This window comes from Dactylosporangium sp. NPDC000521, from assembly GCF_042898305.1.
Classification (GTDB): Bacteria; Actinomycetota; Actinomycetes; order Mycobacteriales; family Micromonosporaceae; genus Dactylosporangium.
The window spans coordinates 531,825-554,559 of the sequence record NZ_JBIAYW010000001.1 but is presented as its reverse complement, the minus strand read 5'-3'; the positions used below and the strand labels follow the sequence as shown (position 1 = coordinate 554,559).

Below are 22,735 nucleotides of genomic sequence, written 5' to 3'. Positions count from 1 at the left end.
GATGCGGCCCGCTGTGACCACCGGTTTCCACGATTCGCGCCCCCCGTGCGACGGCGGGCGCGGGCAGGAGTCCAGGATTGGCGTATGCGACTGCACGCGACGCTCCGCGCGATCCTGGCCGCCGCCGCGGCGACGCTCCTGGTGCTGCTGCCACCGGCTCCCGCGTGGGCCCACACGACCCTCACCAGAAGCGACCCGGCCGCGGGCGCCACGGTCAGCGCGCCGGTCGCCGCGGTGACGCTGACGTTCACGGAGATGGTGAAGCAGCAGGCGAGCACCATCGAGGTGACCGGCGCCGACGGCGTCTCGTACAGCGAGGGCACACCCAAGTCGGTGAACAAGACCCTCACGCAGGCGGTCCGGCCGCTGCCACCGGGCCAGGTGACGGTCGTCTGGCGCACCGCCGCCGGCGACGGGCACCCGCTGGAAGGCAGGTTCACGTTCACCAACGCCGCACCGGCCCCGACGAGTGCGGCACCGTCGCCTTCCCCGTCCGCCGCCCCTTCCAGCGCGCCCCCGTCACCGGCCGCCGCGCAGCCGGCGGCCAAGGACGAGGACGAGGACGGTGGCAGTGCCGGGCTGCTGTGGGCGGCACTGGGCGCGGCCGCGGTGGTCGCCGCCGGCATCGCGATCTGGCAGCGGCGGCGCCGCACCAAGTGACGCTGTGCGGCGGGCGGCGCCGCGTGAAGTGACCCTCGCCGGGGCGCGGGCGGGCCGTTAGGCTTACGCCCGTCCGCGTATCCGGCTCGGCGGCCGGGGCGGGCTACCGGTGTGCGGCGCTCCGGGTCTGCCCTGTCGTGCTCCCGTAAGGAACCCGCCGTGCCCGCTACCGCCACCGATGCCGCGCCCGTCCGATCGCGCGACGCCGTTCTCCGGCTCGTCGCCGTCGCCATCCTGATCGCCGCCGGCGTCGTCGCCTGGGTGCTGTTCCGCGGCGGTACCGGCGACACAGCACCACAGGACCGGTCGATCACCGTGTCGATCACCGGCGGCCGGGTCCAGCCGCCCGTGGGCCGGGTCGAGGTGGGCAAGGGCAGCACGATCCGGCTCACCGTCACCTCCGACGTGCCCGACGAGCTGCACGTCCACGGCTACGACCGCAGGGCCGTCCTCGAGGCGGGCCGGCCGGCGACGCTGGAGTTCCGCGCCGACACGACCGGCCTGTTCGAGGTCGAGACGCACGCCGGCCACCTGCTGCTGGTGCAACTGGTGGTCCGCTGATCAGTCCTTGAAGAACGTCAGCATCGCGTCGTTGACGGCGTCGGGCTGCTCCAGGTAGCCGTAGTGGCCGGCGGCCGGGATCTCGGCGTAGCGGGCGCCGGGGATCGCTTCGGCGAGCTCACGCCCGCGGACCGCCGGCGCCACCACATCGTCGGCGAACGACAGCACCAGCGTCGGGGTGCAGATCCGCCGGTACACGCCGAGCCGGTCCGTGTCGACGTCGACGTCCAGCTGCGGGCGCAGGCCGGCGTCGGTCACGTCGGGCGGGGACATCTCGAACAGGTCGAGCCAGTCCTGCACCGCCTGCTCGTCGAGCAGCGTCCTCGGCGACAGGTTCTGCACGACACGCATCGCCGCGTCATACCCGGCCGGGAGGCGGACGCGCTCGTCGTACAGTGCGCGCTCGGCGGCGGCGAAGGCCCGGGACATCGCGTCGGGGCGGCCCCGGCTCGCCATCAGCACCGCCTGGGTGGCCAGGTCGGGCCGGGACAGCAGCAGCTCCTGCACGATGTACGAGCCCATCGACGAGCCGACGAGCCGGCACGGCCCGCCGACGAGCCGCTCGACCAGCCCGGCCGTGTCGGCGACGAGGTCGTCGATGGTGAGCCCGGTCTTCGCCGGGTCGCTGGGCGACACGCCACGATTGTCCACGGTGATCGCCCGGTAGCCGGCGGCGACCAGCGCGGGCACCTGATACATCCGCCACGTGCGACCGCGTGCCGCGGTGCCGGCGACCAGCACCACGGCGTCGCCGCTGCCGGACTCCTCGTAGTGCAGCGTCACGGCACCGACGTTCACGAATGGCACGGGCTATCCCCCCTGTGGCAACAGTAAGGAGAGCCTAACCCTAGTGCTGGTAGCCGTTGTTGTCGCAGGTACGGCGCTGCAGGATGCAGTTCTTCGTGCGCTTGTTCATGGTGGCGGCGTCCCACGTCACGAACGCGTCGCCGTGCATCGAGGAGGCGCTGCGGCCCTCCTTGTCGGAGGACAGGTAGTAGCCCTGCTGGGTGCCCTTCGCGCCGTACTGGATGTCGAAGGTGATCGCCGGGATCTTCACCGGGTGGCTGGCCGGGCAGGCGTTGCCGGAGCCGTGCCTGACGTGGTCCTTGTGGTTGGGGCTGTCCAGGTGCTTGCCGTCCCAGCAGTCCGGGAACTGCAGGATGAAGTGCAGGGTGGCGTCGCCGCCGCAGATCGGCCAGTTGCCGTTGGTGCTGCGCGCGACGCCGTCGAGGTCGCCGGGGCCGTAGAAGGCGCAGTAGAACTGGCCCTGCGCGCCGCGCGGCGTCGGCTGCCGCTTCGTGGCGTCGCCGCTGATCATCCGCAGGCCGTTCGGCATCGGCAGCTGGCCGGCCGAGGTGTTCATCAGCGACCGGTAGTAGACCCGGAAGCCGGTGGTCTCGACGGGCTTGTTCGTCGCGGCGTCGTACAGCGTCGGCACCCAGTACGCGGAGTGGTCCTGCACCGGCTTGCACGTGGTGGCCGTGAACTTCATCAGGTCCTCGGGCGTCGTGCCGGCGGTGACGGCCTTGTTGCCGACGAACGAGTGCATGTGGGACGACCCGGCGAGCCCGGGGAAGACGATCGGGTCGTCGGCGAGGGTGTGGCTGTACTGGCAGTCCGCCCGGAACTCCGGCAGGTTGCCGACGCCCGCCGGCACGGGGTCGGTCTTCAGCGCCTGGTACGCGTCGACCTGCGCCTTCCACGCCGCGGCGTCGACCGGGATCCACCCCGTCGCGGGCGCCTTCGCCGTGGCGGACTTCGACGCGGCCGCGCTGGCGGATGCCGGCGCCGACGTGGACGGTGCGGGCGCGGCGCCGATCACAGCGCCGGATTCCGCCGGTACCGACGACGCAGCCGCGACCGGGGACGGCTCCGCCGAGCCGGGCGACGTGGCGAGGTGGACGGCCGCCACGCCGGCGACGACGATCAGTCCCGCCGCCGCCATCACCACCTTGCTCCGGCCGGACCGCCAGGTGACGCCGTGGTTCGACGCGTACGACAACAGGACACTCCCCACCAGCGGACGATCACGGCCGCCGTGATCCTAGGTGCCGCCGGCCCGTGCCCGACAGGTATCTAAAGCAACCTTAATGCAGGACTCGAATTTAGATGCCGGCAGCGGCCCGGACCTCGTCGAGGTGGATGCGGGCGGCGGCGACGCCGCCCCCCGGGTTGAGACGCGTCGGCGGCCGGTGGCTCGGATTCGTGCCACCGGCCGCTCATGGTTCAGGCGTCCGGCCCGTGGGGCTCGTCGCACGGGTCGCCGGGCGGTCGCGCCGGCGGCTGGACGAGCCCTGTGGCCTGGATCAGGCTGGTGAACTCGGCGCGGACGAGGTCGTCGTCATCGCTGACGAGGTCGGTGAACGCCTCGTCGAATCCCCGGTCCCACTCTGGGGACAGCCCGGTGTGCATCACGGCTCACCACCTCTGCGCGGCTGGGATCAGCCGTTCAGGACCTTCTGCTCGTGCTCGGCGCGCCCGCCGACCGAGATCTTGCGGGGCTTGGCCTTCTCCGCGATCGGGATCCGCAGCGCGAGGACGCCGTTGTGGTACGTCGCGTCGACGCGGTCCGTGTCGAGCGCGTCGCCGAGGAACATCTGGCGGGAGAAGACGCCGAGCGGACGCTCGCTCAGGGTCGCCTGCGCGTGCTCACCGAGGTCGACGGGGCGGCGCTCCGCGCGGACGGTCAGCACGTTGCGCTCGATGTCGATGTCGATCGCGTCCTTGTCCACGCCGGGCAGGTCGAACACGATCACGAACTCGTCGCCGTTGCGGTACGCGTCGGCCGGCATCGCCGTCGGCCGGGACCACGTGCCGGTCGCCGGTGCGCCGAACAGCTGCTGGGCAAGCCGGTTGACCTCGGTGAAGGGTTCGCTGCGCATCAACATTGGTGCCACCTCCTGGGTCTCGACTGGTTGGTCAATGCGCGATATCTTGTTTGTACCATGTCATCGTTCCGATGACAACTCAAACGTCAACGAAACTATGACGCAGAACAGGACCCCCATGACGAGCAGCACAAACACTGGCCTGACCGCGGCCGTCGCCGTCGTCGCCGCGATGACGGAGCGCACCGCCACCGACGATGCCGACCCGGCCGCCATCCTGGATTCCCTCGTCCTGCTGCGCTGGGCGCAGGACCAGCTGGCGGGGGCCGAGCCGGTGCTGATCGCCGCGGCCAGGCGCGCCGGCGTCAGCTGGCAGGCCCTCGCCCCGGCGCTCGGCGTCGCCAGCCGCCAGGCCGCCGAGCGCCGCTACCTGCGGGCCGCGTCCACCACCGGCGGCGCCACCCGCGAGGACCGCGTCCGCGCCGAGCGCGACCACCGGGCGGGTGTGCGCGCGGTCGCCCAGTGGACCGCCGACAACACCGCCGACCTGCGCCGCCTCGCCGGACAGGTGGCCGGCCTCGCGGACGCGCCCGCCGGCGCGACCGAGGACTTCGACCGCCTCCACCAGGCCCTCGCCGAGCCCGATGCCACCGCACTGCCCGCTCTGCTGGCCGCCGCCCGCCGGCACCTGGACCACCACCCCGGCCTGGCCGACCAGATCGACCAGGTCACCGCGAGTACCAACGCCGTCCTGCGCCGCACCCAACGCAACCGCGAGCTCCACTGACCCGCCGTTACAGTGCTGGCATGGACGTCGCGATCGAGCGCCTGACCGCCGCCACCGACGAGACGGTCGAGGCGTTCGCCCGCCTGCTGCCCCAGCTGTCCGCCTCCGCCACCCCACTGGACGCCGCGGCCCTCGAGGCGCTGCTCACCTGGCCGGGCAACCGCATCCTGGCCGCCCGCGTCGACGGAAGGGTGGTCGGCGTGCTGACGCTCGTCACGTTCCCCGTCCCGACGGGCCTGCGCGCCAGGATCGAGGACGTCGTCGTCGACGAGTCCGCCCGGGGCCACGGCGCCGGCGCCGCGCTCATGCGGGAGGCCCTGCGCCTCGCCGAGGCCGAAGGCGCCCGCTCCGTCGACCTGACGTCCCGCCCCGACCGTGTCTCCGCGATCCGCCTGTACGAGCGGCTCGGCTTCACCCGCCGCGCCTCCACCACGTTCCGCTTCACCGGAGCCCCCGCACCGTCCCAGGCGATCTGGGTCAGCTGAGCCGGCCGCGGCGCAGCAGGGGGGTCACCAGTACCGTGGCGGCTCCCGCTGAAGCGATGGCCAGGGCCGGTGAAGTGAGCTCCGCGACGGTGCCCAGCAGCAGGGGGCTGAGGCCCTGCAGGGCCATCATGCCGGTGGAGAGCAGGGCGAAGAGCTGGCCTCGGCGGTCCTCGGGGGCGGCGGCGAGGAAGGCGCGCTGCAGGCCGAGGCCGTACGCGAAGCCCGTCCCGGCGACGACGAGCAGCGCCGCCAGGACCGGTAGGGGTGGCGCGGCGAGCACGGCGATGAGCGGGGTGCCGAGCAGGAGGAGCAGCGGGGCGGAGAGGCGTTCGCGCAGGGTCGGGCGGAGGAAGCGGCCGGCGACGAAGTTGCCCAGGAGCATGCCGGCGGCCGGGGCGGCCATGAGGACGGCGCCGGAGCCGGACGGGAAGCCGCGGCGGCCGGCGTACGCGACGAGCAGCGCCTCGGCGCCGGCGGCGAACGCGGACGGCAGCCATTGGGCGAGCAGCAGCCGGCGGACGGTGCGGTCGCCGAACAGCGCCGACGCCCCGGCCAGGCTGTCCCGGACCGCACCGCCGCGGGAACGGCCGTCGCCGCGGGAGCCAGCAGCCGGCAGGATGGAGCCGCGGGAGATCGACGCCGGCAGGCCGAAGCGGACCAGGACGGCGGCGGCGACGTGGCAGGCGGCGGCGAAGAGCAGCGCGTGGCGGGGGCCCGCGGCGGCCACCGCGACGCCGCCGCCCGCGAGGCCGAGCAGCTGGGCGGCGGAGGACGACATGTTCGACACGGAGCGGCCGAGGACGTACGCGTCGCCCGTCAGCTGCTCGGCGATGACGCGGGCCGCCGAGCCCGCGAACACCGGCGTGCCGCAGGCGACCACGGCGACCAGCGACAGGCTCGCCGCGACCGGCAGGTCGAGCAGGGCGAGCGCGGCCGCGAGGAGGGCCTCGACCGCGTACCCGGCGACGATGAGCGGCCGCGGGCGCAGGCGGTCGGTCAGCGATCCGAGCAGCAGCCCGCCGACGACCTGCGGCAGGAAGCCCGCACCGAAGGCGAGTGCGCTGAGCAGCGGGGAGCCGGTGCCCGCGTACACGAGGACGGACAGCGCGAAGATCTGCAGGGAGTTCGCGCCGATCGCCAGGGTCCGCGCGACGAACAGGGCGCGGAACGACGGCTCCGCGAACACCTCGCGGTACGTGGCCGGGCGGTCGACGACAGTCATGCCCACGAGCGTGCCGACGGCCGGCACGGAAGCCGAATGATTCGCCACACGGCGTAAGGTTGAGGGCGTGCTGCGGTTCGTGGTGGGTGCGGAGGACCTGGTGCGCACCAGGTTCGCGCTGTCGCCGATCTTCGAGCTGCACCACCTGATCCGCGCCCTGCGGAGCCCGCGCCCGCAGGGTGTGCCCGAGGCGTGGCTGGCCCGGCTGCGCCCGCGGTTCACCGAGCTGACCGAGCGGCACGGGCCGGGCCTGGAGGCGATCGACGCGCTGCACACGCCGCGGGCCGGCGCGACGTTCTTCTCCCCGCCGCCGCGACTGCAGACCATCGAGGACGACCTCGCCACGATGCGCGCCGCACCGGCCGACGGCGTGCGGGCGGAGATCGACTTCTATCTGCGGCACCGCCGCGACGTGTCGGGCGCCGCGCGGTCGGTACTGATGGCGCCGGACGCCCTGGATCGCCTCGCCGACGTGCTGGCCGCGGCGTGGACGGCGCTGCTCGAAGACGACTGGCCGCGGCTGCGGCTGCTGTGCGAGCGCGACGTCGTGCACCGCGTCGGCGAGCTCGGCCGCGCCGGCTGGGCCGCCGCCCTCGCCGGGCTCCACCCGAAGGTCCGCTGGCGTGACGGCGGCATCGACGTGCGCGTCCGGAGCACCGGTGAGACCGCGCTCGGCGGGGGCGGGCTGCTGCTCGTCCCGTCGGTGTTTGTGTGGCCGGAGATCGCCGTGTACGCCGACGACCCCTGGCCCAAGGCGATCGTCTACCCCGCCCGCGGCGTCGGGACGCTGCTCGAGCACGGCCCGCCCGAGCCGCCCGCGCACCTTTCGGCGCTGCTCGGCCGGTCCCGGGCGCTGCTGCTGGCCACCCTCGGCGACCCCGCCAGCACGAGTCAGCTCGCCCGGGCGTACGGCATGGCCACCGGCGCCGTCGGCGACCACCTCGCCGTCCTGCACCGCTCGGGCCTCGTCCACCGCGCCCGCTCGGGCCGCTCCGTGCTCTACCGCCGCACCCCGCTCGGCGACGCACTCGTGGCGGCGCCGGGATAGCGTCGGCGTCGTCGGTACGGCAGATGCTTGTGAAGCGGGTGTAACGCACGGGGTGTTGGTGGACATGGAGCGGGTATGCGATCGGCCCGGTTTGAGCGAGCATATGCCGCCCACTATGAGCCAATCTTTGCCTACGTGCTGCGCCGCACCGATTCGGTGCAGGATGCGTCGGATGTCGTCGCGGATGTCTTCCTGACCGCTTGGCGGCGCGTCGACGACATGCCGGACGATGAAGAGACAGTTCTCTGGCTGTACGGTATCGCCCGCCGGGTCTTGGCGAACCATGCGCGCTCCAGGCGCCGCTATGACCGGCTCGCGGCTCGGGTCCTCGCGACGGGGACCACCTCGACGGCGACTGAGGCGCGTGACCCCGATGGTGCCGTCGCCGCCGCTTTTGACCGCCTGCGCCCCGAGGATCAAGACATTCTCGGTCTCGTCGCGGTGGAAGGGCTCACGCCCACCGAGATCGCCCGGGCGCTGGGTCGTCCGGCGGTGTATGTGCGGGTGAGGCTGCATCGTGCCCGGTCCCGGTTCGCGCGTGAGCTGAACGCCGAGGGCATCGAGATGTAACGCACCGCCGGGTGGCGGACATGGAGTGCCAGGAGGTGGCAACGGTGAAGGACGAACGACTCTCCGGTCATGTCAGGCAGGCGATGGCGCTGGACGCGGCGCGCACGGAGGCACTTGGTGATGCCCGCGCCAGGCAGGAGCTCCTCGAAAGGATCGTCAACAGTCCGCCGGCAGCACCACGACCTCGCCGCCGTTGGGCGTTGACCATCGGCGTGGCCGCCACGACCGCGACGGCGGCGGTCCTTGCCCTCGCCATCGCCCTGAACGGCCTGCCACAGGGACCGGCGGGGCCCGGGTCGCCGCCGGGGGCCGAGTCGGCGTCGGGGCCCGGGTCACCGTCCGGCACGCGTCGCGGCGACGTCTTCGCGGGCACTTCGGCGAGCCAGAGTTGTGTCGAGTCGTATTCGGCACAGTCACTTGCCCGGCGCAGTTTCGCGTTCGACGGGTCGGTGACCGGAATCGGCACCACCGATGCCGGGACAAGCATGTTCCTTCCGGTGACTTTCAAGGTTCACCGATGGTTCCGGGGCGGCTCAGCCGAAAGCGTCACTGTCGAACTGCCGAATCCGACGGGCGGCGTCAGCCTGGATGTGGCGCCGTTCGCGATCGGATCGCGGCTGCTGGTCTCCGGCGAGCCTCGTTTCGGTGGGACACCGTTGACCGATCCGGTGGCCTGGGCCTGCGGGTTCACTCGCTGGTACGACGCCTCCGACGCCGAATTGTGGCAGCGAAATTTCACCTGACCCGCGACGCCCGGTCGGTCCCGGCCCGCGCCGGGACTGGCCGGGCGGCATCGGCTACTGGGAAGGGTCGCGGCCGATGAAGGCCAGCAGCCGGGTCTGCGCGTCGGCGTCGGCGGGGACCTCGACCCGCGGGCCGTAATGGCCGCTGCTGCGCATCACCTCCTCCATCGGCAGCATGCCCTCCAGCATCGCCGCGCAGCGCTCCGGGTCGAGCCGTTCGTCCTGGCCGGTCGCACGCGCCAGGTCCCACGTGTGCAGGAACACGTCGGAGGTGTAGAACTGGCTGATCGCCGTGCTGACCGGCAGCTCGCCGATGTGCGGGTTGGACAGCATCCGGTCCGCGGTGGACGGGTCGTCCAGCAGCGCCTGCACGGCGTCGGTGTGCACCTGCCAGGCGGCGACCGGGTCCTCGGCGACCGGCGGCCCCTGCGGCAGCTCGATGCCGGCACCGGCGTGCAGGAATCCGGGCAGCCATCCGACGAGGTGCCCCACGACGTCCCGGGCCACCCAGCCGTCGCACGGCGCCGGTCGGTCCCAGCCACCGGCCGGCACGCCACGGACCCGGTCGGTGAACGTGCCGGCGATGCTCCGGTGTTCTTCCGCTGCAGTCATCCGGCCACGCTAACCCTTCCCACCGGCCGGCGGTGGGACATCGACGAGATGGCAGCCTTTCGGGGCCCGCCCCCCTGGTCACCGTGCCTGCGAAGCTTGCCGCGGCGCAAAGAAGGAGCGCGGTCAGTGGGTGTCGCGGAGGGCGGCCAGGCCGCCCTGGGAGTCCTCGAGGGCGATGCGCTCGGCGGTGGCGGAGTCGCGGGCGCGCAGGGCCCTGACGAGGGCGCGGTGGCTGGTGTACCGCTCGAGGCCGAACGACTCGTCCTCCGCGACCCGCCGCAGCAGCAGCTCGCGGCGCTGCGGGCGGGAGAAGACGCGGCTCTGGTCGAGCATGCGGATGAGCACGGGGTTGTGGGCGCAGGCGTCGACCGTGTCGTTGAACTCCTGCATGGTGTCCAGCAGCGCGTTGAGGTGCCGGTCGGTGGGCTGCTCGTGCCGGCTGCGGTCCTTGAGCAGGATGAGCAGGTCGTCGGCGCGGTCGAGGATCGCGTCCAGGGCGTCGAGCTGGTCGGTGGTGGCGTGCCGGGCGGCGAAGCGGGCGACCAGGCCGCGCAGGCCGATCTCCACCTCGGTCAGGTCGTCGACGGCGGCGTCTCGGATCGCGGCGACGAGGACGGTCCGCGGGCCGATGCGTTCGATGAGGCCGTCGAGCTCCAGCCGGCGCAGCGCCTCGCGGACGGGGGTCGGGCTGATCGCCAGGCGGGACGCCACGCCGCGCTCGGTGACCTTCTCCCCCGCCGCGAGCTCGCCGGTGGCGATGGCGGTGCGGACGTGGCGGTACGCCTGGTCGGCGAGCGTCTCGGCGGGCATGCCACGCACTCTAGCGCATGCCATCACGAACGACCGTTGCAACTGTTGACGGTTTTGCTATAGCAAATTAGCGTCACGCCGGACACCCCCAAGGAGGCACGGCATGGCCGAACCGAAGGTCCGCGACGGCACGGTGTCCGAGCGCGGCATCACGTTCTTCGTCGCCCTGGCACTCTTCGCGCAGGAGTCGACCTGGAACTTCTACGACAACCAGGTGCCCGCCCTGCTGCGCGAGCACGTCTCCAGCGCGGCGGTCGTCGGCCTGCTCATGGGCTCGGACAACCTGGTGGGCATGTTCGTCCAGCCGTGGATCGGCAACCGGTCGGACAACACCCGGACGCGGTGGGGGCGGCGGATGCCGTACATCGCGGTCGGCATGCCCCTCGCCGCGCTGATCTTCCTGCTGCTGCCCTGGGCGACGTCACTGGCGGCGCTGGTCGCGGTGATGTTCCTGTACGCACTGGTCGCCAACAGCACCCGCCCCCTCGCCGAGTCGCTGGTGCCGGACTTCATCGCCCCCGAACGCCGCAGCCGGGCGACCGCCGCCGTGAAGATCGCGACCTCGCTGACCATCATCGTCGCGTCGCTGATCAGCCTGCTCGTGGTCGACGAGCACCCGAAGGGCGCGTTCGTCATCCCCGCCGTGATCATGCTGGTCGCCACGGCGGTCCTCGTGGCCAAGGTGCGCGACAGCCGGTCGCCCGGGTACCAGGCCGCGGTCGCCGAGGCGAGGGCCGACGGAGCCGGCAGGAAGACCCGTCAGGTGTTCGGTGAGCTGGCCCGCGATCCGGACCGCCGCCGGCTCCTGCTGCTGCTCACCGTGCTGCTGTTCGGCGGGGCGTGGTTCGCCTCGCGGTCGCTCATCACGCCGTACGGGATGCAGGCCCTCGGCCTCACCCGCGGCGAGGCCGGCGGGCTGACCCTGCCCAGCGGCGTGGCGTACCTGCTCGCCTGCTACCCGGCCGCTCTCGCCGCCGAGCGCTTCGGGCGGCTGCGCACCATGGCCGCCGGCATGGTCGTCTTCGTGGTCGCGCTCGCCGCCGGCACCGTCGTGCAGACCGCCACCGGGACGGTCGTCGTGTTCTGCGTCGCGGCCGCCGGCGCCGCCGCGTTCACCATCAACGCGATCGTCGCGCTGTGGAACCTGGCCCCGTCCAGCCAGGTCGTCGGCACCTACACCGGGCTGTACGCGGTCACCTGGTACCTCGGCGGCTTCGGCGGACCGGCGCTCATCGGCGCCGTCGTCGACCTCACCGGCTGGGCCGGGATGCTGCTGGACATCGCGGTCCTCGCCGCGCTCGCCATCGCCGTGATCGCCCGCCTCCAGCACCTGGAGCGGCGTACCGAAGCAATCCCCTCAGAACAGGAGATCATGTGACCGTCCGCATCCTCGTGCCGTCCGGCATGCTCGGCTCCGGGTTCCCGCCCGAGATCATCGCCCGCGGGCTGGAGCTCGGCGCCGACGTGATCGCCCTCGACGGCGGCTCCACCGACTCCGGCCCCTACTACCTCGGCACCGGCACCGCGAAGACCGCCGCCGCGGCCGTGGCCCGTGACCTGCGCCCGCTGCTGCACGCGGTGGCCACGGCCGGCATCCCGCTGGTCATCGGCTCGTGCGGCACCAGCGGCACCGACGCCGGCGTCGACTGGGTCGCCGGCATCACCCGCGAGGTCATGGCCGACGAGGGCCTGTCGCTGCGGGTGGCCACGATCTACAGCGAGCAGCGGGCCGCGGACCTCGTCCCGCTCCTCGGCCAGGGCCGGATCCATCCCCTGCCGCCGGCCGGCGACCTGGACGCCGCGACCCTCGACAGCTGCGAGCACATCGTCGCCATGATGGGCCACGAACCGATCGCGGCAGCGCTCGCCGCCGGCGCCGAGGTCGTGCTCGCCGGCCGCGCCACCGACACCGCGCTCGCCGCGGCCGTCCCGCTCATGCGCGGCCTGCCCGCCGGCCCCGCCTGGCACGCCGCGAAGATCGTCGAGTGCGGCGCGCAGTGCACCACGGACCCCCGCTCCAGCGGCGTCCTCGCCACGGTCGACGCCACCGGCTTCACCATCGAACCGCTCGACCCCGCGGTGGCGTGCACGCCGACGTCGGTCGCGGCGCACATGTTGTACGAGACGGCCGACCCCTTCACCATGCGCGAGCCCGCCGGGACGCTGCAGGTGGCCGCCGCGACGTACCGCGCCCTGGACCACCGCCGGGTGCGGGTGGAGGGCTCCCGCTTCGAGCCGGCCGCGCAGTACACGGTGAAGCTCGAAGGCTCGCGCATCACCGGCTACCAGACAATGTCGTTCACCGCGATCCGCGACCCGCACATCCTCGGCCAGATCACCACGTGGGCCGCGCTGCTGCGCAAGGTCCTCACCGACCGGGTCGCGCAGACGCTCGGCCTGCACGACGGCTACTCGTTCGACATCCGCCTGTACGGCTACGACGCGGTCCTCGGCCCGCTGGACCCCGACACCCGGCCGCCCCGCGAGGTCGGCGTGATGCTGCTCGTGAACGCCGCCGACCAGGCGACCGCCACCGCCGTCGCGAAGGTGGCGAACCCGCTCATGCTGCACCTGCCGACGCCGGACATGCAGCACCTGCCGAGCCTGGCGTTCGCGACGTCGCCCGCCGAGACCGAACGCGGCGCCACCTACGAGTTCGCCCTCAACCACTTCGTCGTCGTGGACTCCCCCACCGCCCTGTTCCGCATCACCCTTCCGGAGGCGTCGTGATGTCCCGTACCGTCGGCGACCTGGCCATCGAGGTGCGCTCCAAGAACGCCGGCCCGTTCTGGGTGACGATGGAGCTCTTCATGCGCGACGAAGCCGGGTTCGCCGCGGTCGCGTTCGTCGACGCGCCGGTGATCTCCCGCCTGTACGGGGTGCCGCTCGGCACCGTCCAGATCTTCCGCATCCCGTCGCTCAATGTCGTCAAGATCTCGTTCCCGCGCCCGGTCTCGCAGGGCAGCCTGCACGACCGCGACATCCACGCCGGCCAGCACCACGTCCCCCTGGCGCTGCTCCCCCTGCCGGGCCACGGGTAGGGCCGCACCCGCGTCAGGTGCGGCGGGCGGTGACCAGCCAGGCGCGGGAGTCGAACGTGACGCCGGCGGGGCCGGCGTGTGCGGTGACGGCCCGGTGCAGGCGGCGCCGGGCCGCCGGCCCCGGGTCGGCGCCGGCGGCCCGCTGGAGGTGCAGGACGGCGTCGAAGGCGGCCGAAGGGTCCGGACCGTAATAGACGGGCTCGTGCACGTCGGTGAAGGCGATGTCCGAGAAACCGGCACCGGTCAGGAGGGCGCGGGTGGAGTCCGGGTCGGCCAGGGAGAACGCAGCCGGGCGGGACGGGACCGACAGGGCGTCGCTGATCACGGTCGACCATTCGTTGCGGTCGGCGGACTGCCAGACGAGCAGGGCCAGGCGGGCGCCGGGGCGCAGGGCCAGGGCGATGTTGGTGAAGGCGGCCGCCGGGTCCGTGAAGAACATCGTGCCGAAGCGGCTGAGGCACACGTCGAAGCAGGCCGGCGGGAAGGCGTACACCGCGGCATCGGCCTGCTCGAAGGCGATGTTGCTCAAGCCTTCGCTGAGAGCGCGGGCCGCCGACAGCGCCGGGCCGGAGATGTCGACGCCGAGGGCGCTGCCGGCGGGCGCGGCACGAGCGGCCTCGCGCGTCGTCTGGCCCGTGCCGCAGCCGACGTCGAGCACCCGGTCGCGGGGGCCCACCGCGGCGGCGGCGCGCAGGTGGGCCGTGTGCGGGCGGAGCTCGGCGTCGTAGTCGAACATGCGAGTCACCGTAGGCACGACGAACCTGCCGTGAAAAGCGATGAACGCTACTGAAGACGATCGGTCAGCGCGATGGGTCCAGCAGCTCGGCCAGGTGGACGGCGGGGCGGTCGCGCAGGTCGGCGACCTGGGTGCGGCAGGAGAAACCGTCGGCGAGGACGACCGCGGACGGGGCCGCGTCCAGGGCCGGCAGCAGCTGCTGCGAGGCGACGGCCACTGACACGTCGTAGTGGCCGATCTCGACGCCGAAGTTGCCGGCCAGGCCGCAGCACCCGGAGAGGCGGCGGACCTGCGCGCCGGTGGACTTCAGCAGGTCGGCGTCGGCCTTCCAGCCGAGCACGGCGTGGTGGTGGCAGTGCGGCTGCGCGACCACCTCGACGCCGGACAGGTCCGGCGGGGTCCAGTCCGGGGTCTCGGCGAGCAGCTCGGCGAGGGTGCGGACCGCCGAGGCGACCACCGGAGCGTCCGGCGAGTCGGGCAGCAGCTCGTGGATGTCGGAGCGGAGCACGGCGGTACAGGACGGCTCGATGCCGACGATGGGCACACCGGCGTGGGCGTCGGGGGCGAGCGCGGCCACGGTGCGCGTCAGGATCGTGCGGGCGGAGTCGAGCTGGCCGGTGGTGATCCAGGTCAGGCCGCAGCACACCTTCCCCGACGGCAGGCGTGGCTCGTAGCCGGCCGCGCGCAGGACCCGGACGGTGGCAGCCGCCACGGACGGCGAGAACGCGTCGGAGAACGAGTCCGCGAACAGCACGACCGGCTTGCCGGCCCCCGAAGAAGGCTTGAACGTGCGCCGGAACGGGCGGCGGGCGAAGCGGGGCACGGAGCGACGCTTGTCGACGCCCGCCAGCCACAGGAAGAACCCGCCCAGCACGGGCAGGCGGATGCCGAGGTTCGCCAGTCGCGGCGTCCACCCCGCCAGGCGCGCCCAGAAGGGCAGCTTCCCGAGGGTGTAGTGCGAGCGCGGCCGCAGTCGCCCGCGGTACGTCTGGTGCAGCACCTCGGACTTGTAGGTGGCCATGTCGATGCCGGTCGGGCAGTCCGAGGCGCAGCCCTTGCACGACAGGCACAGGTCGAGGGCGTCGTGCACGGCCGGGTCGGACCAGGTGAGCTCGCCGCGGACCACCTCCTGCAGCACCCGGGCCCGGCCGCGGGTGGAGTCCTTCTCCTCGCGGGTCGCCAGGTAGGACGGGCACATGACGCCACCGGCGGCGGAGTTGTCGGCGCGGCACTTGCCGACGCCCGTGCAGCGGTGCACCGCCTGCGCGAGGTCGCCGCCGTCGTGCGGGTAGGCGAGGGCCAGCCCCTTGAGCGGGAAGCGGCCGGCCGGTCGTACATCGGCGTCAACGGGATCAGGGTCGACGAGGACCCCGGGGTTGAGGAGGTTGCCGGGGTCGAAGGCGTGTTTGACCCCGGCGAACAGGGCGATCGCGTCGGGCGAGTACATGTGCGGCAGAAGCTCGGAGCGGGCGCGCCCGTCGCCGTGCTCGCCGGAGAGCGAGCCGCCGAACTCGCCGACGAGCTTGGCCGCGTCGGTGAGGAAGTCGCGCAGGACCTTGGTGCCGCCCGGCTCGTCGAGGGGGTAGTCGAGGCGCACGTGCATGCAGCCGTCGCCGAAGTGGCCGAACGGCGCCGAGGTCATCTTGTACGACGCGACGAGCTCGTCGAACCGCGCCAGGTAGGCGCCGAGCTTCGCGGGTGGCACGGCGGCGTCCTCCCAGCCGGGCCACGCCGGCCGGTCGGAGGGCGCCCGGCCGGCGAGGCCCGCGCCGTCCTCGCGGATCCGCCACAGCTGCGCCTGCACGACCGGGTCGGTGACGACGAGCGACTCCGGGGCGATCCCGTCGGCGGCCAGCTTCTGCGCACGCGCCGAGACCTCGCCCAGGTCGTCGCCGGCGAGCTCGACGAAGAGCCACGCGCCGCCCGCCGGCAGCGGCGGCACGGCGGCCGGCCCCCGGCGGGCGCGCAGCACGTCGAGCAGCCGCGAGTCGAGCCCTTCGCAGGAGGTGGGGCCGTGCGCGACGACGGCCGGGGCGGCCTCACCGGCGGCGACGATGTCGCGGAAGCCGAGGACCACGACGACGCGGACCGGCGCGTCGACGACGAGCTTCACGGTCGCCTGGGTGATGACGGCGAGGGTGCCTTCGGAGCCGACGAGCGCCTGGGTGAGGTCGAAGCGCTCGGGGAGCAGGTGCTGCACCGCGTAGCCGGAGACCTGGCGGCCGAACCGGTCGAACTCCGTCCTGGCGGTCTTGAGGTGCTTGCCGACGACGGCACGCACCGCCTCGACGGTCGACGACGCGCCGCTGATCGTGGGTCCGGTGACGAGCTCCTCCCCCGCCGCCGTCAGCACCGTCAGGCCGGCGACGTTGTCGGAGGTCCGCCCGTATGCCAGGGAGCGCGAGCCGCACGCGTTGTTGCCGATCATCCCGCCGATCGTGCAGCGCGGGTGGGTCGACGGGTCGGGGCCGAAGCGCACGCCGTGCGGCATGACGGCCTTCTGCAGGACGGCGTGCACGGTGCCGGGCTCGACGACGGCGGTCCGCGCCTCCGGGTCGACGCTGAGGACCCGGTTCAGGTGGCGGGAGAAGTCCAGGACGATGCCCCGGCCGACGGCGTTGCCGGCCACCGACGTGCCGGCGCCGCGGGACGTGACCGGCACGCCCGTCTCCCGCGCGACGGCGAGGGCGGCGGCGACCTCGTCCACGTGCCGCGGCCGCACCACGGCGAGCGGCGGGATCCGGTACAGCGAGGCGTCCGAGGCGTACATCCCCCGGGTGCCCGCGTCCGCGCGGACCTCGAGCCCGGCCGCCTCCAGCGCCGCCACCACGTCAGTCATAGGTAACATGTTACTCATGCCGTCGCTGCGCCTGTCCCCCGAGGCCCCCTCCCTCGCCGACGCCGTCGCCCAGGCGGTGCGCGACGGCATCGCGGCCGGTGAGCTCGTGCCGGGCGAGACGTACTCGGTGTATCAGCTGGCCGACCTGCTCGGCGTCTCCCGCAGCCCGGTCCGGGAGGGGATGCTCCGCCTGGCCGAGGCGGGCCTGGTCGCGATCCGGCGCAACCGCGGCTTCAGCGTCCTGCTGCCCACCGCCCACGACGTCGAGGAGATCATCGAGATCCGGCTCGCACTGGAGCCACCGGCCGCACGGAAGGCCGCCACCCTCGCGACCGACGAGCAGCACGCGGCGATCCGGACGGCCCTGGACGCCATGGCGGCCGCGGCGGCCCGCGACGACGAGGCCGCCTTCTGGCCCGCCGACCGGGCGCTGCACGACCTGCTGCTGCACGCCGCCGGCAACGCCCGCGCCGCCGCCATCGTCGCCCAGCTGCGCTCCACGACCGCACTGCTCGGCCCGCCGACCACCGCCAGCGGCCGCACCCTGGCCCAGATCCACGCCGAGCACGAGCCGGTCGTCGCCGCCGTCATCGCCCGCGACGGCCACGCCGCCGAGGCCGCCATGCGCACCCACCTCGAGGCGACCGGCACCCTCCTCGTCGCCAACCTGAGCTGATCTGTTCCGCGTTCTCCGCCGGTGTACGGCCTGCCACCCGACCAGTAGCGAAACGCCTCGCCCGGCCGGCCGGACAGGTCGCCCCCGGCGTGGTGGTTGCTCCATCCGCCGCTGTACACCCCGACGATCCGCGCCTTAGACGACAATGTTCTACGAGTCCAGGCAGTCGCCGATACCGTACGGGACCGGCCGCCAGGCACCATGGCCCTCACGCGCGCTCAGCCGGTCCGCCTCATGGGCGGCGCGCACCAGTTGCCCGGTCGTGCGGGGGACGGCGGCCAGGAACACCGCGCCGACGTGGTGACACCGAATCGGACCGTGGTCCAGGGACCGCAGCGGCTCACCCACGAGGGCCGTCAGATCCTCCACGCCCCAGCCCAGCGGCCCCGCCACCGCTTGCAGCTGCTGCGGCGCACGCGCACGCTTTGGCTTCGGGTCGGCGGTGCGGTTTCGGCGGCGGCGCTGTCCCACTTGCCGGACCTCGAGCAGCTGACGGTCACCTTCGACAATCCCCGGGCACGCTGACCGAGCTGAGCGAGCTGCGCAGGCACCACCGGCTGCGCACGCTGCGGCTGGATGACGCGTTTGGGCTGGACCCCGAAGGGTTCCCCGACCTGTCAGGGCTACGCCTGCTGGAACTCAGCGGGACCAGGCGTACGACGGCCGCTGCGGTGAAGGCCAGGTTCAAGGGCAGCGCCGTCACGGTGTCGGTCAGCGGCGCCAAAGGGGAGTCCTGGTTGGCAGCGCACATGGACAACCCGTTCCGGGACTGGATCGAGGACTCCAAAGGCTTCGGGCGGGCAGCCGCTGCCGCATACGCACGAGCATGGCGCGCGGTCGAAGCGATCGCTCCGGAAACGCCCGGCGCATCGGCCGCCGCGGAACAGGCACTTCGCGGGCTCGTCGCCGACCTCAGCTCGATCAATGACAAGTACGAGCTGATCGACACCCTGTACCGCGAACAGGCATGGGACGCCTATCGGGCGTTGGCAGCACGGCTGCACGTTCCCGAGCAGTAAGCCCGGAGATCGGCCTGCTGCTGTGGTCGTCGCTCCGCTCAGCACCTCGAACGATCCCGTGACAGGTACAACCCGGAGGGTGAGTCCTCGGAACCGCGCCACGGTGGCTGGCGCTGAAGTCGTCCTGTGCCAAGCTGCGAAGAGGTCAGGGCGCACGCCGATGAGGGGCGAGTGTGGACCGCCCTCCATCGACGAGCCGGCGCCGCTACGGTTTCACGCCCGTGCCGAGCAGCTTGTCGCCGGTGTGCGTCGCCGGGGGGAACGTGGCGACCGGGACGTTCAGCGCGGTCAGCGCGCCGTCGAGGAAGTCGCGCCAGATCGCGCCGGGCAGGGTGCCGCCGATGATCGGCTTGCCGTCCCGGTCGACGATCTTCTGCTCCTGAGCCTTGTTGCCGACCCACACGGCGACGGCGAGACCGGCGGACTTCTTGGCGGGGTCGGAGGCGGTGTAGCCGGCCATCCACGCGTTGGCGTTGTCGCCGGTCTGGGCGAGCTGCCACGCCCCGGCGGCGCCGGCGAGCTGGCGGTCGTCGTGGGTGCGCAGGCCGTACCGCTGCGGCACGCCCTGCAGGACGGTGCTCAGGTCGTCGGCCATGGCCTCGGTGAAGCCCGGGATCCGCACCGGGCGGACGACCTCGGCGAAGGTCTTCTTGCCGTCGGTCCACACCTCCTTGAGGAAGTGCGTCTTCGTGGCGATCCCCCGGTTGGCGAACGTCGCCATGCCGGCGGCGTGGTCGAGCACGGTCACCGGGTACTGGCCGAAGCCGACCTCCGTGTTGAAGTACTTCGGGAAGGCGTCATTGCCCGGCGTCTTCGTCAGGTCGATCCGCTGGTACCTGTCGCCGGCGTAGGTCCACATGCTCGCGATCCCCGCCGCGCGGGCCGTGTCGATCACCTTGGCGGGGCCGGCCGCGTCGGCGAGCGCGAAGTACGGCGTGTTGAGGGCGAGCACGGTGGCCTCGTCGAGCGTGCACCACTTCGGCGAGCCCGACTTGCACGCCGGCGCGGCCGCCGGGTTCTCGCCGGCGTTCCTGACCGGGTTGTTGTTGCGCAGCGTCCGGCCGCGGCCCGGGAACTCCTGCGGCGACTCGCCGTTCCAGAACGAGTCGATGGAGTACCCGGCAGCCAGGCCGGCCGCGAGGGTGTACACGTCGAACGAGGCGCCGGCCGGGTGGCCGCCACAGCAGCTGTCGGCGCCGTCGCCGAGCACCGGGTCTGCGTAGAAGCCGGCGTAGTCGCCGCCGTTGCCGCTGTCGCCGCCGTAGTACGCCTTGACCGCGCCGGTGCCGGGCTCGATCGCGACGAGCGCGGCCTGCAGGTTGGCGGGCTGCTTGTCCATGTTGGACCCGGCGTTGCGGCCCGCCTCGCGCACCGCGATCTCCTGCGCGGTCTTGTCGACGGTGGTCACGATCTTCAGCCCGCCGTTGCGGATCCGGTCGAAGTGCTTCTTGCCGTCGGGCGCGGTCCCCTCGTACAGCAGCCGCCCGGTCCTCGGGTCGGTCAGCGCCGCCACCTCGCCGAGCACGTGGTGGACGATCAGGCCCTCGGGCGCGCTCAGGCCGCCGGACACGTGGACCGCGTTCGCGCGGGCCTGCGCCGCGGTGAGCACCTTGGCCGGGAAGGCCATCTTCTGGTCCGCCTCGGCCGGCTTCACGAAGCCGAGGTCGACCATCTGCCGCTTGATCTCGTCGAAGCGCTCGTGGGCCCGCCGCTCGTCCACGGTCGGGTCGAACGGGCTGCCCGAGCCGTCGCCCTCCGGGTTGTCGATCAGCGCGGCGAGCACCGCGCCCTCGGCCGCCGTCAGCTCCTTCGCGGCTTTGCCGAAGTACGCCTGACCCGCCGCCTGCAGCCCGTACGCGCCGCGACCGAAGTACATGATGTTGAGGTACTGCACGAGGATCTGGTCCTTGGTGTACTGCTGGTTCAGCTTGGTCGCGATGACGGCCTCACGCGCCTTCCGCGCGAACGACGTGCCTTCGAGGTCGGCCCAGCGCCGCGCGTACTGCTGGCTGATCGTCGACCCGCCGTGCTTGCCGTCGCCGGCGACGTGGTTCCACACCGCGCCGGCCGCCTCCCAGTAGTCGACGCCGCTGTTGGAGTAGAACGACGGGTCCTGCGCCGCGACGAACGCGTGCTGCACGTCGACCGGGATGTCCTCGATCGCGACCAGCGTGCGGTTCACGTCGCCGATCCGCGCCATCGGCGTCGTGCCGTCGGCGTAGTAGATCGTCGTCGTCCGGTCCATGGCGATGTCCTCGGGCATCGCGACGTTGTCGTAGTAGTACGTGCCCCCGGCCAGCCCGAGCCCGGCGATGAGGACGAGCACCAGCGCCGACCTGAGCAGGACCTTCCGCCACCGCCTCCGCCGGCCCTTGGCCGCTCCTTTGTCAGCGGCTTCCGGTGTACGGGCAGCGCCCGGCGCACGGTCGGCCGCCTCCGGCGCCCCGGCGACCTCGGACGAGTCGCCGGCGCCCTCCGGTGCGCCGGCCACGTCGGGCGTGCGCGGCGCCGGCCGCTCGCTGCTCAGGTCGTCGTCCATGTGCTCCGCCCCGTGGTCGAGTGGTCATCGATCGCCACAGATCGTACAGACGGTGAACGGATCGCGGCGTTCCCGCATGTTTGGGCACCTGTACGTGACGGACAGCAACGACGAGGAGCGAGCTACTTGAGCCCTTCCACGGCGCGGGCCTCCGTAGACGTCCAGCTGGAACCTCGGCACGCGCTCGCTGACCCCTTCGACGATCCGCACCACGTCGGGCATCCTGGCTCCATGAGGCCGGCATGCCTGTGTACACCGCGCCGTGCCCCGGCCTGCGGGCATGATGGGTGGATGGCACTGCGGCGCGAGGTCGGTGTCGAGGGTTCGCGTGACGCCGGCGATGTCTGGGACCGGTACGTCAGGCCCGCGCGATGGCCGGAGTGGTCGCCCCAGATCCGCTCGGTCGACTACGCACGGGAGCGCCTGGCGCCGGGAACGTCCGGGGTCGTGCACGGTCCCGCCGGACTGCGGGTGCCCTTCCAGATCCTTGACGTCGACGACGCCGGGCCGGTCCGTGCCTGGTCGTGGACGGTGCAGGCGGCCGGGGTTCGGCTGCACCTCCGCCATACGGTCCGGTCCACCGGGGGCGGCACGCGGACGGAGCTCATCGTGGAAGGCTTCGCGCCCGTCGTCCTCGCCTACCTGCCGGTCGCCCGCCTGGCCTTGCGCCGCCTGGTGCGGTGACCGCCCGCTGCCGGCGGCCCGTGGTGCGCCGGCACGCCAGGTTGTCATCGATGACGTCACGGTCGCATCGAGGCTGCTCGTCGACTGCCGTGACCGGCTCGGCCAGACCCGCACCGGCACGGTGAGCCCGCTGCCCAGATCCGCGTACGTGTCACCCTGCAGCCACTGACCTGTGTGTACGGGGTTGTCCGGAGATCTGCCCCGCACCTCGACACGCGGTGCCGCGACTGCCGACTGTGGTCCGCAGCACGTCTGTGGCCGACGGCCCAGCGGCGGGGCTCACGCATGGAGGGGAGGCGTGAGCCCCGTCGACGACCGCACCCCCATTCGAAGGAGCGCATGATGACCACACGGTTCCGCCGGATGCTGGCGACGATCGCGGCAGCAGGTGTCGTACTGGCCGGCGCCGCCGTCCCGGAACCGGCCCAGGCGGTGTCGAACTGGAGCGGCAAGGACCCGTTCGGCGCGGGCGCCTGCGGCACCTGGACCGAGAGCAACCAGGTCCTACGGATGCACGAGACCTACGTGTACGACGAGTCGACGCTGGTCGGTTACGGCTACCTGGCCTGGTCGCCGAAGTGCCAAACCAACTGGAGCGAATTCTGGTACGCCAACGAGATTGTGTGGGCCAACCACACCGTCGAGCCGTCGGCGTGGGAGCAGGGCAAGACCGGCACCGACCAGTACTCGAAGAACCTCGACGACTACAACCTGGTCTACTCCTCGATGGTCGACGGCCGAGGCCCGGCCTGCGCCGGAGCCCAGCTGTACAAGTACGGCCCGCGCAGGTGGGTGACCTGGTACATGTTCGGCTGCGAGTGACGCCCGGCGGTCCTGCTGATCCGCGGCGCGACCGGGGTCGCCACCTGGCCCCC

At 72.8% G+C, this 22,735-nt stretch carries 25 protein-coding genes; 14 read left to right on the top strand and 11 right to left on the bottom strand.

All coding sequences use genetic code 11. The features are described from left to right. Positions 1-84: 84 nt before the first annotated feature. A complete protein-coding gene (locus ACFY3L_RS02605; protein ID WP_389317971.1) occupies positions 85-660 on the top strand; it encodes a copper resistance protein CopC in 576 nt (191 codons plus the stop codon). Positions 661-819: 159 nt separating this feature from the next. Then, positions 820-1,221, top strand: coding sequence for a hypothetical protein (locus ACFY3L_RS02600; protein ID WP_389317970.1), 402 nt, complete (start codon positions 820-822; stop codon positions 1,219-1,221). Here ACFY3L_RS02600 and ACFY3L_RS02595 read toward each other — a convergent pair whose 3' ends face one another. The 4 genes from ACFY3L_RS02595 to ACFY3L_RS02580 all read right to left on the bottom strand — a co-directional run bounded on the left by ACFY3L_RS02595 (position 1,222) and on the right by ACFY3L_RS02580 (position 4,109). Then, on the bottom strand, positions 1,222-2,028 hold the full coding sequence (locus tag ACFY3L_RS02595) for an alpha/beta fold hydrolase (RefSeq protein WP_389317968.1): 807 nt from the start codon (positions 2,026-2,028) through the stop codon (positions 1,222-1,224). Between the two features lie 40 nt (positions 2,029-2,068). Beyond that, complete coding sequence (locus tag ACFY3L_RS02590; RefSeq protein ID WP_389317965.1) at positions 2,069-3,238, bottom strand: DUF1996 domain-containing protein; 1,170 nt, start codon at positions 3,236-3,238, stop codon at positions 2,069-2,071. 209 nt (positions 3,239-3,447) lie between these two features. Next, complete coding sequence (locus ACFY3L_RS02585) at positions 3,448-3,636, bottom strand: hypothetical protein (RefSeq protein ID WP_389317963.1); 189 nt, start codon at positions 3,634-3,636, stop codon at positions 3,448-3,450. A gap of 26 nt (positions 3,637-3,662) precedes the next feature. Continuing rightward, positions 3,663-4,109: an Hsp20/alpha crystallin family protein gene (locus ACFY3L_RS02580; protein WP_389317960.1), complete on the bottom strand. Its 447-nt coding sequence runs from the start codon at positions 4,107-4,109 to the stop codon at positions 3,663-3,665. A 118-nt stretch (positions 4,110-4,227) separates the two neighbouring features. On the opposite strand from ACFY3L_RS02580, the gene ACFY3L_RS02575 reads away from it, so the two are divergent. Both ACFY3L_RS02575 and ACFY3L_RS02570 read left to right on the top strand, forming a co-directional pair. After that, complete coding sequence (locus tag ACFY3L_RS02575; protein ID WP_389317957.1) at positions 4,228-4,836, top strand: hypothetical protein; 609 nt, start codon at positions 4,228-4,230, stop codon at positions 4,834-4,836. Positions 4,837-4,856: 20 nt separating this feature from the next. Next, positions 4,857-5,321 (top strand): GNAT family N-acetyltransferase, encoded by a 465-nt coding sequence (locus ACFY3L_RS02570; protein ID WP_389317954.1) that lies wholly within the window; start codon positions 4,857-4,859, stop codon positions 5,319-5,321. On the opposite strand, the gene ACFY3L_RS02565 is transcribed toward ACFY3L_RS02570, so the two are convergent. Further along, positions 5,314-6,543, bottom strand: a complete 1,230-nt coding sequence (locus ACFY3L_RS02565) for an MFS transporter (RefSeq protein WP_389317951.1) — start codon at positions 6,541-6,543, stop codon at positions 5,314-5,316. The genes ACFY3L_RS02570 and ACFY3L_RS02565 overlap by 8 nt on opposite strands. 67 nt (positions 6,544-6,610) lie before the next feature. Between ACFY3L_RS02565 and ACFY3L_RS02560 the strand changes: the two genes are divergently transcribed. The 3 genes from ACFY3L_RS02560 to ACFY3L_RS02550 all read left to right on the top strand — a co-directional run bounded on the left by ACFY3L_RS02560 (position 6,611) and on the right by ACFY3L_RS02550 (position 8,904). Further along, positions 6,611-7,591 carry an ArsR/SmtB family transcription factor gene (locus tag ACFY3L_RS02560; protein ID WP_389317948.1) on the top strand — a complete coding sequence of 327 codons (981 nt, stop codon included), beginning with the start codon at positions 6,611-6,613 and terminating at the stop codon, positions 7,589-7,591. Between the two features lie 75 nt (positions 7,592-7,666). Next, on the top strand, positions 7,667-8,161 hold the full coding sequence (locus tag ACFY3L_RS02555) for an RNA polymerase sigma factor (protein ID WP_389317945.1): 495 nt from the start codon (positions 7,667-7,669) through the stop codon (positions 8,159-8,161). Between the two features lie 44 nt (positions 8,162-8,205). Continuing rightward, entirely contained in the window at positions 8,206-8,904 is a 699-nt protein-coding gene (locus ACFY3L_RS02550) for a hypothetical protein (protein ID WP_389317942.1), read from the top strand. Positions 8,905-8,958: 54 nt separating this feature from the next. On the opposite strand, the gene ACFY3L_RS02545 is transcribed toward ACFY3L_RS02550, so the two are convergent. Together ACFY3L_RS02545 and ACFY3L_RS02540 are read right to left on the bottom strand one after the other, a co-directional pair. Beyond that, complete coding sequence (locus ACFY3L_RS02545; RefSeq protein ID WP_389317939.1) at positions 8,959-9,516, bottom strand: TIGR03086 family metal-binding protein; 558 nt, start codon at positions 9,514-9,516, stop codon at positions 8,959-8,961. Between the two features lie 123 nt (positions 9,517-9,639). Then, the gene (locus ACFY3L_RS02540; RefSeq protein WP_389317936.1) at positions 9,640-10,326 is read right to left on the bottom strand and encodes a GntR family transcriptional regulator; all 687 of its coding nucleotides are present in this window, start codon (positions 10,324-10,326) and stop codon (positions 9,640-9,642) included. Between the two features lie 103 nt (positions 10,327-10,429). Between ACFY3L_RS02540 and ACFY3L_RS02535 the strand changes: the two genes are divergently transcribed. Genes ACFY3L_RS02535 through ACFY3L_RS02525 form a run of 3 tightly spaced genes read left to right on the top strand, consistent with a single transcriptional unit; the run spans position 10,430 to position 13,367 of the window. Further along, on the top strand, positions 10,430-11,704 hold the full coding sequence (locus ACFY3L_RS02535) for an MFS transporter (protein ID WP_389317933.1): 1,275 nt from the start codon (positions 10,430-10,432) through the stop codon (positions 11,702-11,704). Further along, a complete protein-coding gene (locus tag ACFY3L_RS02530; RefSeq protein WP_389317930.1) occupies positions 11,701-13,056 on the top strand; it encodes an acyclic terpene utilization AtuA family protein in 1,356 nt (451 codons plus the stop codon). The genes ACFY3L_RS02535 and ACFY3L_RS02530 overlap by 4 nt, the downstream gene beginning before the upstream one ends. After that, the gene (locus tag ACFY3L_RS02525) at positions 13,056-13,367 is read left to right on the top strand and encodes a DUF4387 family protein (RefSeq protein WP_389317927.1); all 312 of its coding nucleotides are present in this window, start codon (positions 13,056-13,058) and stop codon (positions 13,365-13,367) included. Before ACFY3L_RS02530 ends, ACFY3L_RS02525 begins: the two co-directional genes overlap by 1 nt. 13 nt (positions 13,368-13,380) lie before the next feature. Here the strand turns inward: ACFY3L_RS02525 and ACFY3L_RS02520 are convergent, their stop codons facing one another. Beyond that, the gene (locus tag ACFY3L_RS02520) at positions 13,381-14,103 is read right to left on the bottom strand and encodes a class I SAM-dependent methyltransferase (protein ID WP_389317924.1); all 723 of its coding nucleotides are present in this window, start codon (positions 14,101-14,103) and stop codon (positions 13,381-13,383) included. Between the two features lie 64 nt (positions 14,104-14,167). Continuing rightward, complete coding sequence (locus tag ACFY3L_RS02515; protein WP_389317921.1) at positions 14,168-16,942, bottom strand: FAD-binding and (Fe-S)-binding domain-containing protein; 2,775 nt, start codon at positions 16,940-16,942, stop codon at positions 14,168-14,170. A gap of 16 nt (positions 16,943-16,958) precedes the next feature. Here ACFY3L_RS02515 and ACFY3L_RS02510 point away from each other — a divergent pair, with 16 nt between their 5' ends. Then, positions 16,959-17,618, top strand: a complete 660-nt coding sequence (locus ACFY3L_RS02510) for a GntR family transcriptional regulator (protein WP_389317918.1) — start codon at positions 16,959-16,961, stop codon at positions 17,616-17,618. 150 nt (positions 17,619-17,768) lie between these two features. On the opposite strand, the gene ACFY3L_RS02505 is transcribed toward ACFY3L_RS02510, so the two are convergent. Then, entirely contained in the window at positions 17,769-18,011 is a 243-nt protein-coding gene (locus ACFY3L_RS02505; RefSeq protein ID WP_389317915.1) for a hypothetical protein, read from the bottom strand. 278 nt (positions 18,012-18,289) lie between these two features. Between ACFY3L_RS02505 and ACFY3L_RS02500 the strand changes: the two genes are divergently transcribed. Next, positions 18,290-18,637 carry a hypothetical protein gene (locus ACFY3L_RS02500; RefSeq protein ID WP_389317912.1) on the top strand — a complete coding sequence of 116 codons (348 nt, stop codon included), beginning with the start codon at positions 18,290-18,292 and terminating at the stop codon, positions 18,635-18,637. A 205-nt stretch (positions 18,638-18,842) separates the two neighbouring features. Here the strand turns inward: ACFY3L_RS02500 and ACFY3L_RS02495 are convergent, their stop codons facing one another. Further along, a complete protein-coding gene (locus ACFY3L_RS02495; protein WP_389317908.1) occupies positions 18,843-21,176 on the bottom strand; it encodes a transglycosylase domain-containing protein in 2,334 nt (777 codons plus the stop codon). A gap of 291 nt (positions 21,177-21,467) precedes the next feature. On the opposite strand from ACFY3L_RS02495, the gene ACFY3L_RS02490 reads away from it, so the two are divergent. Together ACFY3L_RS02490 and ACFY3L_RS02485 are read left to right on the top strand one after the other, a co-directional pair. Beyond that, positions 21,468-21,860 carry an SRPBCC family protein gene (locus ACFY3L_RS02490; RefSeq protein ID WP_389317905.1) on the top strand — a complete coding sequence of 131 codons (393 nt, stop codon included), beginning with the start codon at positions 21,468-21,470 and terminating at the stop codon, positions 21,858-21,860. A gap of 342 nt (positions 21,861-22,202) precedes the next feature. Continuing rightward, positions 22,203-22,682 (top strand): DUF2690 domain-containing protein, encoded by a 480-nt coding sequence (locus tag ACFY3L_RS02485; RefSeq protein WP_389317902.1) that lies wholly within the window; start codon positions 22,203-22,205, stop codon positions 22,680-22,682. Positions 22,683-22,735: the final 53 nt, after the last annotated feature.